The organism is Streptococcus minor DSM 17118 (genome assembly GCF_000377005.1).
Taxonomy (GTDB): Bacteria; Bacillota; Bacilli; order Lactobacillales; family Streptococcaceae; genus Streptococcus; species Streptococcus minor.
On the sequence record NZ_AQYB01000030.1, the window covers coordinates 1 to 14159 of the forward strand.

General features: G+C 39.0%; 16 protein-coding genes and 1 pseudogene. 3 read left to right on the plus strand and 14 right to left on the minus strand.

All coding sequences use genetic code 11. The annotated features are described in order from the left end of the window. From F602_RS0103600 to F602_RS0103635, 8 genes are all read right to left on the minus strand, one after another. A partial coding sequence (locus F602_RS0103600; RefSeq protein ID WP_018166599.1) for a restriction endonuclease subunit S occupies positions 1-1000 on the minus strand: 1000 nt, incomplete at its 3' end. After that, a complete protein-coding gene (locus tag F602_RS0103605) occupies positions 1000-2463 on the minus strand; it encodes a class I SAM-dependent DNA methyltransferase (RefSeq protein WP_018166600.1) in 1464 nt (487 codons plus the stop codon). The genes F602_RS0103600 and F602_RS0103605, both read right to left, overlap by 1 nt. A 12-nt stretch (positions 2464-2475) precedes the next feature. Further along, positions 2476-4800 (minus strand): EcoAI/FtnUII family type I restriction enzme subunit R, encoded by a 2325-nt coding sequence (gene hsdR / locus F602_RS0103610; protein WP_018166601.1) that lies wholly within the window; start codon positions 4798-4800, stop codon positions 2476-2478. A 342-nt stretch (positions 4801-5142) separates the two neighbouring features. Further along, positions 5143-5499 carry a hypothetical protein gene (locus F602_RS0103615; RefSeq protein ID WP_018166602.1) on the minus strand — a complete coding sequence of 119 codons (357 nt, stop codon included), beginning with the start codon at positions 5497-5499 and terminating at the stop codon, positions 5143-5145. After that, positions 5496-5861 carry a plasmid mobilization protein gene (locus F602_RS0103620; protein WP_018166603.1) on the minus strand — a complete coding sequence of 122 codons (366 nt, stop codon included), beginning with the start codon at positions 5859-5861 and terminating at the stop codon, positions 5496-5498. The genes F602_RS0103615 and F602_RS0103620 overlap by 4 nt, the downstream gene beginning before the upstream one ends. Continuing rightward, positions 5854-6144, minus strand: coding sequence for a DUF5962 family protein (locus F602_RS0103625; RefSeq protein ID WP_000158582.1), 291 nt, complete (start codon positions 6142-6144; stop codon positions 5854-5856). The genes F602_RS0103620 and F602_RS0103625 overlap by 8 nt, the downstream gene beginning before the upstream one ends. 10 nt (positions 6145-6154) lie before the next feature. Then, positions 6155-7009, minus strand: coding sequence for a phage replisome organizer N-terminal domain-containing protein (locus tag F602_RS0103630; RefSeq protein WP_018166604.1), 855 nt, complete (start codon positions 7007-7009; stop codon positions 6155-6157). Between the two features lie 11 nt (positions 7010-7020). Further along, positions 7021-7305, minus strand: a complete 285-nt coding sequence (locus tag F602_RS0103635; protein WP_001287945.1) for a hypothetical protein — start codon at positions 7303-7305, stop codon at positions 7021-7023. 152 nt (positions 7306-7457) lie between these two features. Between F602_RS0103635 and F602_RS0103640 the strand changes: the two genes are divergently transcribed. Continuing rightward, positions 7458-7976 (plus strand): helix-turn-helix domain-containing protein, encoded by a 519-nt coding sequence (locus F602_RS0103640; RefSeq protein ID WP_003046517.1) that lies wholly within the window; start codon positions 7458-7460, stop codon positions 7974-7976. A 54-nt stretch (positions 7977-8030) separates the two neighbouring features. Beyond that, positions 8031-9185 (plus strand): site-specific integrase, encoded by a 1155-nt coding sequence (locus tag F602_RS0103645; protein WP_018166605.1) that lies wholly within the window; start codon positions 8031-8033, stop codon positions 9183-9185. 144 nt (positions 9186-9329) lie between these two features. Here the strand turns inward: F602_RS0103645 and rpsI are convergent, their stop codons facing one another. The 6 genes and pseudogenes from rpsI to rlmB form a co-directional block, all read right to left on the minus strand. After that, entirely contained in the window at positions 9330-9722 is a 393-nt protein-coding gene (gene rpsI, locus F602_RS0103650) for a 30S ribosomal protein S9 (protein ID WP_018164140.1), read from the minus strand. A 19-nt stretch (positions 9723-9741) separates the two neighbouring features. After that, complete coding sequence (rplM, locus tag F602_RS0103655; protein WP_018166606.1) at positions 9742-10188, minus strand: 50S ribosomal protein L13; 447 nt, start codon at positions 10186-10188, stop codon at positions 9742-9744. A 296-nt stretch (positions 10189-10484) separates the two neighbouring features. After that, a pseudogene (locus F602_RS10710) lies at positions 10485-10571 on the minus strand (helix-turn-helix transcriptional regulator); the annotation flags it as partial. Between the two features lie 99 nt (positions 10572-10670). Further along, on the minus strand, positions 10671-11531 hold the full coding sequence (locus tag F602_RS0103665) for a DegV family protein (protein ID WP_018166608.1): 861 nt from the start codon (positions 11529-11531) through the stop codon (positions 10671-10673). Between the two features lie 74 nt (positions 11532-11605). Then, on the minus strand, positions 11606-12118 hold the full coding sequence (locus tag F602_RS0103670) for an NYN domain-containing protein (RefSeq protein WP_018166609.1): 513 nt from the start codon (positions 12116-12118) through the stop codon (positions 11606-11608). A gap of 14 nt (positions 12119-12132) precedes the next feature. Next, positions 12133-12885: a 23S rRNA (guanosine(2251)-2'-O)-methyltransferase RlmB gene (rlmB, locus tag F602_RS0103675; protein ID WP_051070657.1), complete on the minus strand. Its 753-nt coding sequence runs from the start codon at positions 12883-12885 to the stop codon at positions 12133-12135. A gap of 260 nt (positions 12886-13145) precedes the next feature. On the opposite strand from rlmB, the gene F602_RS0103680 reads away from it, so the two are divergent. Next, positions 13146-14111: an aromatic acid exporter family protein gene (locus tag F602_RS0103680; protein ID WP_018166611.1), complete on the plus strand. Its 966-nt coding sequence runs from the start codon at positions 13146-13148 to the stop codon at positions 14109-14111. The last annotated feature ends 48 nt before the right edge of the window (positions 14112-14159 follow it).

Genomic DNA, 14159 nt, shown 5'->3' on the forward strand with positions numbered 1-14159 from the left:
TATAAGGAGAGCTATCATCTCCTTCTGTCACCACTATTTCTGCCAAATCTTTCTTCTTGAGTTTACCTTCCTCATAGAGTTTTTGCTTTTCAGCACGAATCTTTTCAAGTAAGACTTCGACGGGTTCGTCGTTCGGATCTTGTACAACTAATTTTCCTTGCATAGCATACTGGAGGATAGATTTTTTTAGTTTATCTGGAAATGCTCTATCCAACTCTTGGAGTTTGTTGTAGCTTTCAGCGTATGCTTCAACCTTTTCCAAGGCTCTCTCGATTTGGGCAACAATTCGTTTTTGTTCGGCTAGAGGTGGGAGGGGGATTATTAGATTTGATAGATTCGTTCCGTTTACATTAGACTGACCTGTCCCCATCGAGACATCACTTAGTTGTTGCCAGTAGAAGTTACTTTCTAAAAATATTTTTATATATTTTTCTATTTTTGGGAATAGCTGCAGCCTAATTAAATATGAAGCATACACAGAAGTGTGTTCTACCTGCTCAATCAAAAAACTCTTTCCTATTGTTCCACCTGTTCGTGCAATTACGATATCTCCAGGATATAAAATATAATTATCTAATTTTTCACGAGAGATACTACAATATGGTACTCTATTCCAGTTTACCTTTCCGTTTTGAATATCGGTAATTCTGAGAAATTTAGCATTACCTTTACTTTCTGCCGAAGCAGTATAACCATAATTAATTCTTTGTGAAATACTTCTAAGTCTCACCCACTCCCAACTATCTGGAATTTCATAAGGTACTTCAACTTTTTTAACCGTCCCATCAGCTAACTTCTCATAAGGTTTCCCGTCAGCACCTCGAAAAAGCTCTGTTTCTTTTTTATCTCGCTTGATTTTACCATCAGCAATGAGTTTTTCTTTTTCCACTTTGATACGTTTAAGAAGCTCACTAGCTGGCTCATCAGTTGGGTCTTGAGGAACTAATTTCCCCTCCATCGCTCGCTGTAAGATACTAGCTTTTAGTTGTTCTGGGGTCATTAGTTCTCCTCCAAAAGCTCTAAAATATCTGCCAAAACAGCATCTATTTTTTGGTTCAAAGCCGCTCTTTCTTGCTGATAGTTTTGAATAAGTTCCAGCGGTTCCAAAATCTCTTCTTCTTCCTTAGGAAAGCCACATTGATCAAAATTATAGTTCAAATCAGCTAACTCAGATGGTGTAAAAGATTTGGCTTTATAAAAATTCCCTTCTAAAATCTCCTCACGGCTAGTCCACCACTCACGAACAGGATTGAAATGCTCTGATTTCATCGGCTTGGTCTTAGAAAAGTTTTTATACCCCTCTGGCATGTCCAAACGATAAAACCAAGTCTGCTCCGTCTTCTTAGTCTTGTCAAAGAAAAGGATATTGGTGTGAATACCTGTGTAAGGGGCAAAGACACTATGAGGCAAACGGATAATCGTATGAAGATTAAACTCCTCAACCAACTTTTCTTTCAACCGAGTTTTGACACCCTCTCCAAAGAGAAAGCCATCTGGTAAAATTACCCCAACACGACCGTTTTCTTTCAGCCTATACATGATAACTGCCATAAAAAGGTCCGCTGTCTCCGAACTCCGCAACTCTGCTGGAAAATTATTTTTAATCGTATCAAGTTCGGAACCACCAAAAGGTGGGTTCATCATGATAAGGTCAAACTTCTCGTCATCTGTGTACTCTCGGACATTTTTCTCCAAGGTATTACCATGAATGATTTTAGGGTCATCAATTTCATGAAGAAAGAGGTTCGTCACTGCTAAAAGGTGAGGAAAGGCTTTTTTCTCAATCCCAAAGACAGCCTGATTGTATTTTTGAATATCCTCGCTAGTCTTACGCTGTCTACTTAAATGATTTAAAGTCGAGGTCAAGAAACCACCTGTTCCACAGGCAAGATCAGCCATTGTTTCACCTAATTTAGGGTCAAGCATTTCAGCAATGAAATCGGTCGCTGCACGAGGGGTATAAAATTCCCCAGAGTTCCCTGCACTTTGGATGTCCTTGAGGATTTTCTCATAAATATCATTAAAGGAGTGTCGGTCTTCTGGACTATTAAAGTCCACCTCATCAATAACATTGATAACCTGACGCAAGAGCACACCGTTTTTCATGTAGTTATTAGCATCTTCAAAGGCTGACTTGACAATACTTTTCCGAATGGGCATATTGGGTGTGATTTCAAGCTCTTTTAATTCCTTAAACAGCCTATTGTTCACAAAATCAAGCAAATCATCACCTGTCAAGACTTGCTCACCTTTTTCAGCGTGAGCCCAATTTCGCCATTTTAAGTCTTCAGGAATAATTGACTCATAATCATCTTCCTCCAACTCCCAAACCAACTCACGGCTATCATAAATTTTCAAAAAGAGTAACCAAGACATTTGTTCAATACGTTGGGCGTCTCCATTAACACCTGCGTCATTGCGTGTAATATCTTGAATACGTTTCACAAATGATGTAATTGACATAGTTTCCTTTCATTAAGCTACTGTAAATAGCTCTTCTTCCAATTCTTTAATGGCCCTTAGATAGGCTTGCTTATTTCCAAAATAGGTATTGATAATCTTAAAGGTTCCACCGTAAATTTGAAACTCTGGTAATTTTAGCGTTTCAATGCTTTCCAGTTCACCAATCCCCTTATCCATGTACTTATCTAATAACGTCTCTAAAACAGCTCGAGCCTCTTCACTGTACTTTTGCAGATAACCACTACTCTTAACCCTGCTAATTCTCTGGCTCTTAGTCAACTCTTTTTGACCATAAGCCAGTTTTAACAGCAAGTCAAAGTCATCAATCTCCTGTTCAGAAATCCCTTCTGCTTCTCGAATAGCATCAAGATAAACGCCTTTTTTATAGAGTTCTTCTAAGATGACTCTTTTCTTATCCGCTGCTTGCCAGGCAGTAATAAACTCGGTCAAGGTAGAGTAAGCTCCTAGAATATTTTTCCGAGTATAATCGGTCAGACTTTCTGTCACTAACTTCCCATTTTCATCCAAAACCTGAATGGTTGAATTGAGAACATCTACTTTTTTATCAGTGACCCTATATTTTTCAATAGGTTCTCCTCCTCCAGTTGATTCGCCGCCACCTCCAGTTGGCCCTTTATGGTCAAAGACATACGCTGGCTCTCCATCAAAATCTGGATCTGCAAATAAATTGGTCACGTTTCTAAAATCAATAATGGTGAAAAATTCTTTCCCTTTCTGCGGGTACAAACGTGTTCCACGACCAATAATCTGTTTGAACTCCGTCATGGATTGAATATTGGAATCGAGCACAATCAAACGACAAGTTTTTGCATTGACCCCCGTTGTCAAGAGTTTTGATGTTGTGACAATAGATGGAAACTTAGAATTAACATCCATAAAGTTATCTAGCTGTGCTTTACCCTCGGCATTGTCGCCGGTCACCTGCATCACATAGCGATAATCTTCCTGAACCAAGTCTATATTTTCTTTGACAAAAGCTGCTCTCATCCGCTCAGCATGGTCAATATCAACACAAAAGACTATGGTTTTGTCAAATCGAGCATTGTTCTGTTTCATATAGTCAGAAACAAACTTAGCCACCTTTTGGGTACGATCATCAATAACAATGGTCTTATCAAAATCTTTCCGACCATAGTACCTATCTTCGATAAGTCTTCCTGTGGCATCCTCTTTTCCACTCTCTGGACGATAGCCATCGACATCAATATCCAAATTAACTCGCATCACACGATAAGGAGCCAAGAAGCCATCCTCAATTCCCTGTTTCAAACTATAAGTATAAACAGGCTCTCCAAAATAATCTATATTAGAAACTTCTTTGGTTTCCTTTGGTGTCGCTGTCATCCCAATCTGGGTTGCTGAGGCAAAATAAGCAATCACTTGACGCCAGTTGCTGTCCTCCTTAGCTGAACCGCGGTGAGCCTCATCAATAACAATCAGGTCAAAGAAATCCTTATCAAACTTTTGGTAATGCGTTTCTTCGCCGTCTTCACCTGCTAATTGCTGATACAAACCTAAGTAAATTTCAAAAGAATTTAACTTTTCTGGAGAATTCAGTAACTTTGCTGTGATTTTGGTCATAACCTTTTCAAAAGGCTTAAAATCTTCAGCCATTGTTTGGTCAACTAAGATATTTCGGTCGGCTAAAAAGAGAACACGTTTGGCTAAACCAGCTTTTCGCAAACGATGGATAATTTGAAAAGCCATAAAGGTCTTACCTGTCCCTGTTGCCATAACAAACATGACCCGATTTTCTCCTCTTGCAACCGCCTCAACGGTACGGTTGATAGCGATTTGCTGGTAATAACGTGGTGTTTTATTGGAGAACGCATCAGTATAGTAAGGGACTGAAATCGCCTTTGAAACCTCAGAACTTATCTCTTTTTCAGAAATCAAACGCTCAAATAATTCTTCACGAGTAGGAAACTCCTCTAAAGTTAACTCACGTTCTTGCCTCGTGATACGGTCATGCTCAATAAAACCATTACCATTTGAGGAATAAACAAAAGGAACATCTAAAATCTCACCATATTCAATCGCCTGCTGTAATCCAGCTCGTAAACTATGCTTATTATCTTTAGCTTCAACGATTGCAATACGCTGCCCAAATTGATAGTAGAGAGCATAGTCTGATTTTTTCCCTTCTTTACGACGAGCCTTATCACCTCGAACCTCTATTCGCCCATCTGTAAAATATTCCTCATAGGCAATATGCTCACCATTTTTCCAACCTTTAGCTAAAATGGTTGGAGTAATAAAATTAGCTTTAATATCTTCTTCGCTCATGCTCTTTTTGTCTTTGATGAATGTTGCCATACCGAGTCTCCCACATCTACACTTAATAAAAAATTATCAGAAGTATGTTACCCGTCTATTATACCATTTTTCCCTATTTCTCACACGTTTCCTCAAGGGGTTTGGGGATTTGCCCCAAGTGGTTAAAATCCATTCTCCAAAATAGCCGTAGGTTCAATTTGGGTGGGGGATTTTTTGCGATAGTGTGTATACACTGTCTGAGCTCGCAAAGACCTAAAATTATGTTTTTGTATCAATTCTAAATTCCCCGTGCCAGACACGGTGGCTGACATTGTCAGACAATCATTTTTTAGAAGGACATAAAAAAAACGCAGATAAAATCCTGCGGTTTCATTTACTTATTTAATGTTTAGTAGACTTCTTTTTCAGGTTAACTGAGAGTCCCTTTTCCAATTCATCCAATAATTGAGTTATCAACTGACCAAGTTCTATAAAATTCTGTTGTGAAATATTTCCAACCTGAGTTGACAACTTGGCAATCCTATTAATTGATCTGCCAATCTGAATGAATCGCTCTGTCAGTTGCTCATACTCTGGAAAATTAATCGTCCATGATTCAATCTCTTCGTTAAATAATTTCTTTCTGGCAAAAGCGGAAAAGTTTGACTCTTTTTCATTAGCCATTAATGCTAACAATCTTTTATTCTCATCCTCAGTCAAAAAGACTTGCTTCACGATATTTTTAATTCTATTTTTCATTCATCCACTTTTGATAGTAACCTCGCCTTTTTCGTTTTATGGTATTTAAGGAACGATTTTTCATATTTTTCAATCATTTGAACACTGTAAGTCATAGCTCGTAATGCTTGAAGATCCTGAGATTGCTCTGCTATCCTTGCTAACTGATTGATATTATTTTTAATTCGCCTCAAAGAAAATATCAAGTCTTCAAATGAAGTTTCATCAAATACCACAACAATAGGGAATTTCTTAAATAACATTTTCCTAGCATAGTTAGAAAAATTCCTTAAACCTGTATAACTGATAAGGTAGTTTAGCGTTTGATTCTGCGATTTTGTGATATAGAATTTTTTCAGAACTGTTCGATAACGCTCAACCACGATAAATTCTCCTTGTGTATTTTTCTGCCTGAGACACATCGTATTCCCTCAAATATTCTACAAGTTCCTGATAATCTTGCAACAGCCCTTCTTCTAAATTTGGGAAGTCATTTTCTCTACTCTGGATAATAATTTCTAATTGATTGACAATTTCTCTAATTGAGAAACTATAATCCAGGGTTTCTTCCTCATACTCTGCTTTTAACCCTTGATACCGTTGTAACTCTTCTTCTGATTTAAAACCAGCGACTAGCATATTCTCCAATTGATAATAAATTGTCATTCTACTCTCCTTATCCTTTTTGGTAAAACTTTCTAGCATTTTCATGAGCAATTACCTTAGCTTCCAATAATCGCTCATCTTTTAGGTGCTCCATAGAGCTCATTAAATAGGCTAATGGTGACTCTACATCATTAGGAATACGATCTATCATTCCCAAGACTTCATCAGAAGTCATATAGCCTTCGCTTAAAAACTGTCCAATCGCCATTTTTTGCTTATGCGTTAGGGTGTAATTATAGGGGTAAATAAAACGATCGTTATATCTATCCGCAATCACTTGCAAAAGGGAATAATACTCTGGTTTGAGATAAGTTGTTGACTGATCCTCTATCTCTCTAGAACTATTATCTAGTATATTCTTATTCTCTTTCTGATTCTTGTTCTTAATCTGTTGCGTTACTTGACTGTTACTTTCCGTTACAGGTAACGTTTCTGTAACGTTACATTCTATTGATAAACTATCTTGCCCACTTACTAGAGCTTTTTGCTTTTGACGATGACGAGCCACTCTTTCTCTTGTTTGTTTACGAATTTTTTCTAGACCATCAATATTCTGATGTTTCTCCCATTTAGGAATTGTGACTGCTCCATCCACAAAAGCAATCATTCCAAATTGTTCAAATGTTTTCAGAGCCAGCTTCACAGTCGTTGACTTTCTCCTAAAGACTGTAGTTAACATCTCTTCTGTATAAAAGACCTCATCTCCTAGAGCTAAGACTCCACTGTAATTCTGTTTACCTGCTAAAACGAGTAGTTTAAACCAGATGACAATTAAAGTATCTCCTTCGGGCATTGACTCAATCAACTGTATTTTTTCATCATCAAAGATATCTGTAGTAATCTTAATCCATTGTACTTCACTCATACGTGTACCTCCTATCTTTCATATTGCTTTAGCCATCTAGTGACAGCTCGTTTATCGTACAGAGTCACCCCATCAATGACCATTGTAGGCATTCCTTCTCGTGTCCATTTTTGAAGGGTTGTCGTTGATACATCAAGCCACCTAGAAAGAGCGGCCATCCGAACCATAGGTTTGTATAGTTCTTTATCTTCTAGCGCTCTTTCAATAGCTGTAGAGACCATTTCATCATAATGTGCCCTTAACTGTTTTTCCAAAACTTTGGGAAGTTGAACAACTAAAGTCGCTTCTTCAGACATATTATTACCTCGTTTCCATTTCTCAATTAAATAAACTCCGAAATTTGTATATTTTATTATACATTTTAAATTATAAATACTTTTTGTATTCTTGTCAAGTGGTATTATACTTTTTGTATTAAATGTGGTAGAATATCAATTAGGAGGAATCTATGACTAATAATATAGCTAAACTTATAGAAGAAAGTGGCAAAAAAATAAAAAGTATCAGTGAAGCGCTAGATATATCCTACCCAACACTATCTAGCTATAACCAAGGAATACGAAAACCTAAAAAAGAGAATGCTCAAAAGTTAGCGGATTATTTTGGTGTCTCAGTGGCATACATCCTTGGAATTGACGAAGAAAAGTACGCTCCGTCAAATTTAAAAATCGTCACTGATAGTTTCAAGACATCTGAAATTACTTCTGTAACACCTTTTAAAAGCGATATGGAGAAGCTTAAGAAAGGAATCGAACTAGGAGAGATTCATCTGTCTATGCCCTTAAATGAAGGCTTCTCAGACGATTTTAGGCGCATTTTAGCGCGCTACTTGATCAATCATGAGGAAGAATTCATGAAAACTTTCACTAAACACATGAATAGTTTAAAACGAGAGTCAGAAATTTGGCAAACCTGGATTCAGACTGAAGAATACCGAATTAGACAAGAAGACCGACACAAAAAATAAACGAACAGTTTCTCAATTACATAAGCTCCGAAAACTTAGAAACGGAGAACTGTTATGTCTGTACACAAGTACCAATCTACAAAAGGAGTCACCTATTTTGTTAAAGTTTACCTTGGTCTAAACGACTACGGTAAGAAAAAATATTATACTAAACGAGGATTCAAGACGCGCAAAGCTGCCAAAGCTCATGAAACTGCTGTTAATCATCAGTTGAATAGTGGAACTTTTGTCCATATTACTGCTCAAACAACCTACACTTACCAAGAGCTTTATCAAAGGTGGTATGAAGCTTACAAATATACTGTTGAAGCAACTACTGCAGTCAAAACTGCCGACCTCTATCGCCTACATATTCTTCCTGTTTTTGGAGAAAAGAAAATTTCAAAAATCAGTCCTTTAGACTGTCAATCCTTCATCACTGACAAAGCCAAGACATTCAAAAACATGAAGCAAATCAAATCTTATACTTCTAAAATATTTGAATTTGCCATTAATATGAATTATATTGAACGAAATCCTATGAGCAAGGTTATTATGCCTAAACTCAAAAAAACTGTCAGTGAGAACTATTGGACAGTTAACGAGTTGCATCATTTTTTGACAATCATTTTAGAAAATGAACCTTATAAACATTATGCACTATTTCGATTACTAGCATACAGTGGGTTACGAAAAGGAGAACTCTACGCCCTCAAATGGGAAGATTTTGATTCTGAGAATCAACTATTAACAGTCAGCAAAAGTTTAGGAAGAATAGATGGTCATGCCATTGAAAAAGGAACTAAAAATACATTCTCTGTACGCTCTATATATCTTGATGATGAAACCTGTTCTATCCTCAACAAATGGAAACAGGAAACTAGCAGAGAAAAGTGGCAATTATCAGTACAACCTCTTTCTCTCGACAAAGAATTTATGTTTACATACTGCAACCGAGATGGTGAGATAGAACCCTTACACGCTGACTATATCAACAATATTCTAAAACGTATTATACGTAAGCATAATCTTAAAAAGATTAGCCCACATGGGTTTAGACACACTCACGCAACCTTGATGATTGAAATGGGAATTGACCCAGTCAATACTGCTAAACGCTTAGGACATGCAAGCAGCCAGATGACTTTAGACACTTATAGCCATGCTACAAAAGCTGGTGAAAAACAGTCAATTACAAAATTTGCAGAGTATCTTAATAAGGCTAAATGAACTAGATTTATTGCTCAGCCTCATATTGACCAAAAACCAAGTCTCGAAAGATTACCAAAAGGATTACCAAAGCACTTTTTTCATCAAAAAAAGCACCTTGCGAAAACTTCGCAAAGTGCTCTGAAACGTTGATATAACTGAATATTAACGTTTTGAGAATTGTGATGCCTTACGTGCTTTCTTAAGACCTGGTTTCTTACGTTCTACCATACGGGCGTCACGTGTAAGGAGACCAGCGCGCTTGAGTGAGTCGCGGAAGTCTGGGTCAACTTGAAGAAGAGCGCGTGCGATACCATGACGGATAGCGCCTGATTGACCAGCATAACCACCACCTACAACGTTAACGAAAACATCGTATGAACCTTGAGTTGAAGTAACTGCGAAAGGTTGGTTGATGACCAAACGAAGGTCAGCATGTGGGATGTACTCTTCTACATCTTTTTTGTTTACAGTAATTTTACCAGTACCTGGAACCAAACGAACGCGTGCAACAGCGTTTTTACGACGACCAGTACCTGCATATTGTGCTTGTGCCATTATTTAATGCTCCTTTCTCTTAGATAAGTCCTGAAATATCCAGTACTTCTGGTTGTTGTGCAGCGTGTGTGTGCTCAGAACCAACGAAGACTTTCAATTTCATGCCTTGTGCACGTCCAAGAGTGTTGTGTGGAAGCATACCTTTCACTGATTTTTCGATCAAACGCACAGCGTTTTTAGAACGAAGCTCACCAGCAGAGATTTGTTTCAAACCACCTGGGTACATTGAGTGAGTGTAGTAGATTTTATCCGTTGCTTTTTTACCAGTCAATTTCACTTTTTCAGCATTGATAACAATTACGAAATCACCTGTATCAGTGTGTGGTGTGAAAGTTGGTTTGTTTTTTCCGCGCAATACGCTTGCAACTACTGCTGATAGACGTCCAAGAGGTACATCAGTAGCGTCTACTACGTACCATTTGCGCTCAACTTGGCCTGGTTTAGCCATAAAAGTTGTTTTGTTCATGATTTCTCCTATACGAATTCGTTGATGTTTACGGTGTGGATGTTCCGGTCCACGGGTTATTTGAAGGGTTCCGGGGCCTTTCAAATGGGGTAAACAATACCGTCTTCTATCATACCAAAAAAACAAGCCCACCGTCAAGCGATTTGAGCCTATTTTTTCTTTTTATTTTCTTGGGAAAAGGCAGAGCTGGTTGAGTATTCGCTTTCTTTTCTCTGATGCGGGACTACCAGCCTATTTTGGACTGGTTCACCTTGATCTTTGTGAAGAATAACCAAAGTCCCTTCATCTCAATTTCCCTACTCCCAAAACAATTCATCCAAAGTTTTATCCAAGGCCCTGCAAATGGCAATACAGAGGTTGATAGTGGGGTTGTAATCGCCTTTTACATTAAACAGCAATTTGTAAACTATATTTTACAAAAAGTTAATAATGATATACAAAAATACCATCCTTGACCAGGATGGTATCGTATTTGCAAGTGTTTAGCGGGCTTCTTTTCCGATTGTAAATACCGCTAAGGTACCAGGTCCTACGTGGGTAGAGATAACCGGTCCAAGTGGCACAATGAGAACCTCATCAATCATTGGATTTTCAAGCAAATTTTCCTTAAGAGTTTGCGCGCTATCTAAGTCAGTAGAATAGGCTACAATAGCAGTTTTATGAGCCAGATCTTGAGTTGCTAAGGATAGCATTTCCTTCATACCTTTTTTGCGGCCACGAACTTTAGCAATGGGAAGGAGCTTGCCATCTGCCGCCAACCAAAGGAGGGGTTTGATATTGACTAAACTACCAATGATAGCTGACCCCTTAGAAAGACGACCACCACGCATGAGGTGATAGAGATCATCAACCAGAAAATAGGTCCGTAAGCGAGGCAAAACATCCTCAATCATAGCTTTTGTCTCTTCTAAATTTTTACCCTCATCACGAGCCTGTGCTGCTAGGATAGACAGATAGCCCTCACCACCAGCAGCAGCCAAGGTATCTACAATCTCAATGACAGCCTCAGGGTATTCTTCCAAAATCATCTCCCGTGCCATCACAGCACTCTGATAGGTGCCAGATAAGACCGATGAGAACGCTAGATAGAGCACCGCTTGTCCAGATTCGGCATGGCGGCGGAATGCTTCTTCAAATTGACCCACATTGATTTGACTGGTCGTAGGTTTACTGCCATTTTTCATCTGCTCTAAAAGAACCTCAGAGGTCAGGCGTTTGTCACCAACTGTTTCGTAGACGATACCATCCAGTGTAATATGAAGTCCTAGAATTTCAACATCATGGGACTGCGCCCACTTTTCATCCAAATCTGCAGTAGAGTCCGTTATGATTTTAAAGGTCATTTTTTCTCTCTTTCAAAAAGGTAATTGATCTATTTGTTTTAGTATAACAAAAAAGTATATTTGGTAAATTTGATTTAGAGGTCATCCATCAGGTTTCTCAAGGTTTGGGTTTGACCTTGGGACCAAGGAGTCAGGCGTGGTGTATATAGTTCAGTCTCTGATAAAAAACCATCCAGATTTTTCTTGACATCCTGAATCTCTTTTTCTAGCTCACGAGCCGACACTCTCAAAGCTCCTTGAGAAAAAACCACCCACTGCTCGTTGAGATCGCTTGTCGCTACATAAACCAACTTGGATTGTTGGTTGAGCTTTGCACTTAGTTTCTCAATATAGCTATCCGCCGTCTCATCTTCTTCGGTAAAAATCACCGTAACATTGTAAGCATCATAACGCTGGCGAAGACCAGGTACATGCTGAGCATCAAAGACACAGATAACCTGAATTTGCTCAAAGGAGGCGTAGTTAGATAGCTTATCCAGTAAAATGGAGCGAGCAACATCCAACTTTCCTTGACGGAAGGCTTGCTTAGTAGACTGCCAAAAAGCAATCATATTGTACCCATCAACCAGCAACATCTTCTCTTTCATGATGATTCCTTTTCCTAAATCTTATGACGAAATACTTCGTACATAAGAATGGCGGCAGCAACACTAGCATTCAGGGATTGGACATGTCCAGCCATGGGAATCGTAATCATCTCATCCACCTGCTTTTTGAGATTAGCAGAAATTCCCTTGCCTTCATTGCCTATGATTAAAGCAACTTTACCTGCTGTATTCCACTTGTGGCTTGGTGTGCCGTTCATATCCGTCCCAAAAATCCAAAAATCAGCTTCCTTGAGCTTATCTAGGGTCTGACTGAGGTTGGTCACTCGGGCAACGGGGACATGCTCTACGGCACCTGTGGATGTTTTTGCTACCACTGGCGTTACCCCAACAGATCGGTGTTTAGGAATGATGATACCTGCTACCTTGGTCGCATCTGCTGTCCGCAAGATGGATCCAAAGTTGTGTGGGTCTGTCAATCCGTCTAGGATTAGTATGAGGGGATTGTCTTCTGCCTGCGCCTTTTCCAAAAGGTCTATGAGTTCCGTATAAGCAAACTCAGATACACGAAGAACAAAACCTTGATGCACCGCACCACCAGTCATATCAGACAGGCTTTTTTTAGGCGTCCACGAAATGGATACCTTCTTTTCTGCTGCAAGTTCTTTCATTTTCTCGACATTCTTCCCACGGAGATCTTCTTGAATGTAGAGTTTATTACCCGTATTCGCTTGGAGGGCTTCCGCCACAGCATGGACTCCATAAACGATATCCATTTGTTCTTTATCTTTAAACTGTTTCTCTTTCATAAGGCTATTATAGCATGAAATGAATATACTTGGGCAAATTGCTTGTCCAAGAAAGTAAAAATAAAGATTATCTGTCTATAGCTTATCATTCGTATACATACTAGACACAAAAAAAGACGGTTGCTGTACTTTGTCTTGTACCACTAGATATCTGACGAGTCAACCAGTGTGAGAGTAGGCCTAGCTGCTTTGGAAGAGAAAAAACTGTTTCCATCACTACTTTTTTGTTACAATAGAACGGACAAGAGAAAGGAGCTTTTATGCCTATTTTCCAACGAACGATTAAGCTGATTTTGGCTACCGTTTTGGCTATCTATCTAGCCTCTTGGTTAGACCTAACCTATGCGACCTCTGCAGGTATCATCGCTATTCTCAGTATCTTAGATACGCGTAAGTCTAGCTTTAAGATGGCCCGTACTAGGCTCCTCTCAACTTTCTTGGCCCTCGCTATCGCCTGGCTCATCTTCTCTCTTTTTGGCTTTGAAATGTGGACCTTGGCCATCTACCTTTTACTCTATGTTCCGACAGCCTATCATTTTAAGTGGGAGGCAGGGATTGCTCCATCGACAGTTCTTGTCACCCATCTCCTTTTAGAAAAAAATACCAGCCCAACTTTTTTAGCGAATGAACTGAGCATTTTCCTGATTGGTGCTGGGTTGGCCTTGCTGTTTAACCTCTACATGCCATCACAAGAAGCCAAAATCCAAGCCTATCATGAAGAAGTGAATGATCTACTCAAACAAATTCTCCTGCGTTTTGAATCCTTCCTTCTCAATGGAGATGGACGTAATGAGGCTAAACTCATCCACCAACTAGATGATGTCCTACAAGATGCGCTACACGTTGTCTATCTAGACCGACACAATCAACTCTTCCACCAAACTAACTATCAAGTTCATTATTTCGAAATGAGGAAGGCTCAAAACAAAATTTTGCACAAAATGGCTAAAAATATCAATTCTTGCCAACTGGAATCCAGAGAAAGCATTATTTTAGCCAGTCTTTTTGAGCGATGCGCTCAGCAACTCAGCCAGGAAAATCCTGCCATCGAATTGTTGGATGACATCGCCCTCTTTCACCAGACCTTCCGAGAACGCCCCCTACCACAGAGTCGTCAGGAGTTTGAAACAAGGGCAACACTCTTTCAACTTCTTCAGGACATGAAAGAATTTATCCAGCTCAAGGTGGAGTTTTATAAAGAATATAATTACAAGGCAGAAGCCTAAAGAGCCCAAGATAATATCTTCGGCTCTTTTATAGTACTCTGATTTGAT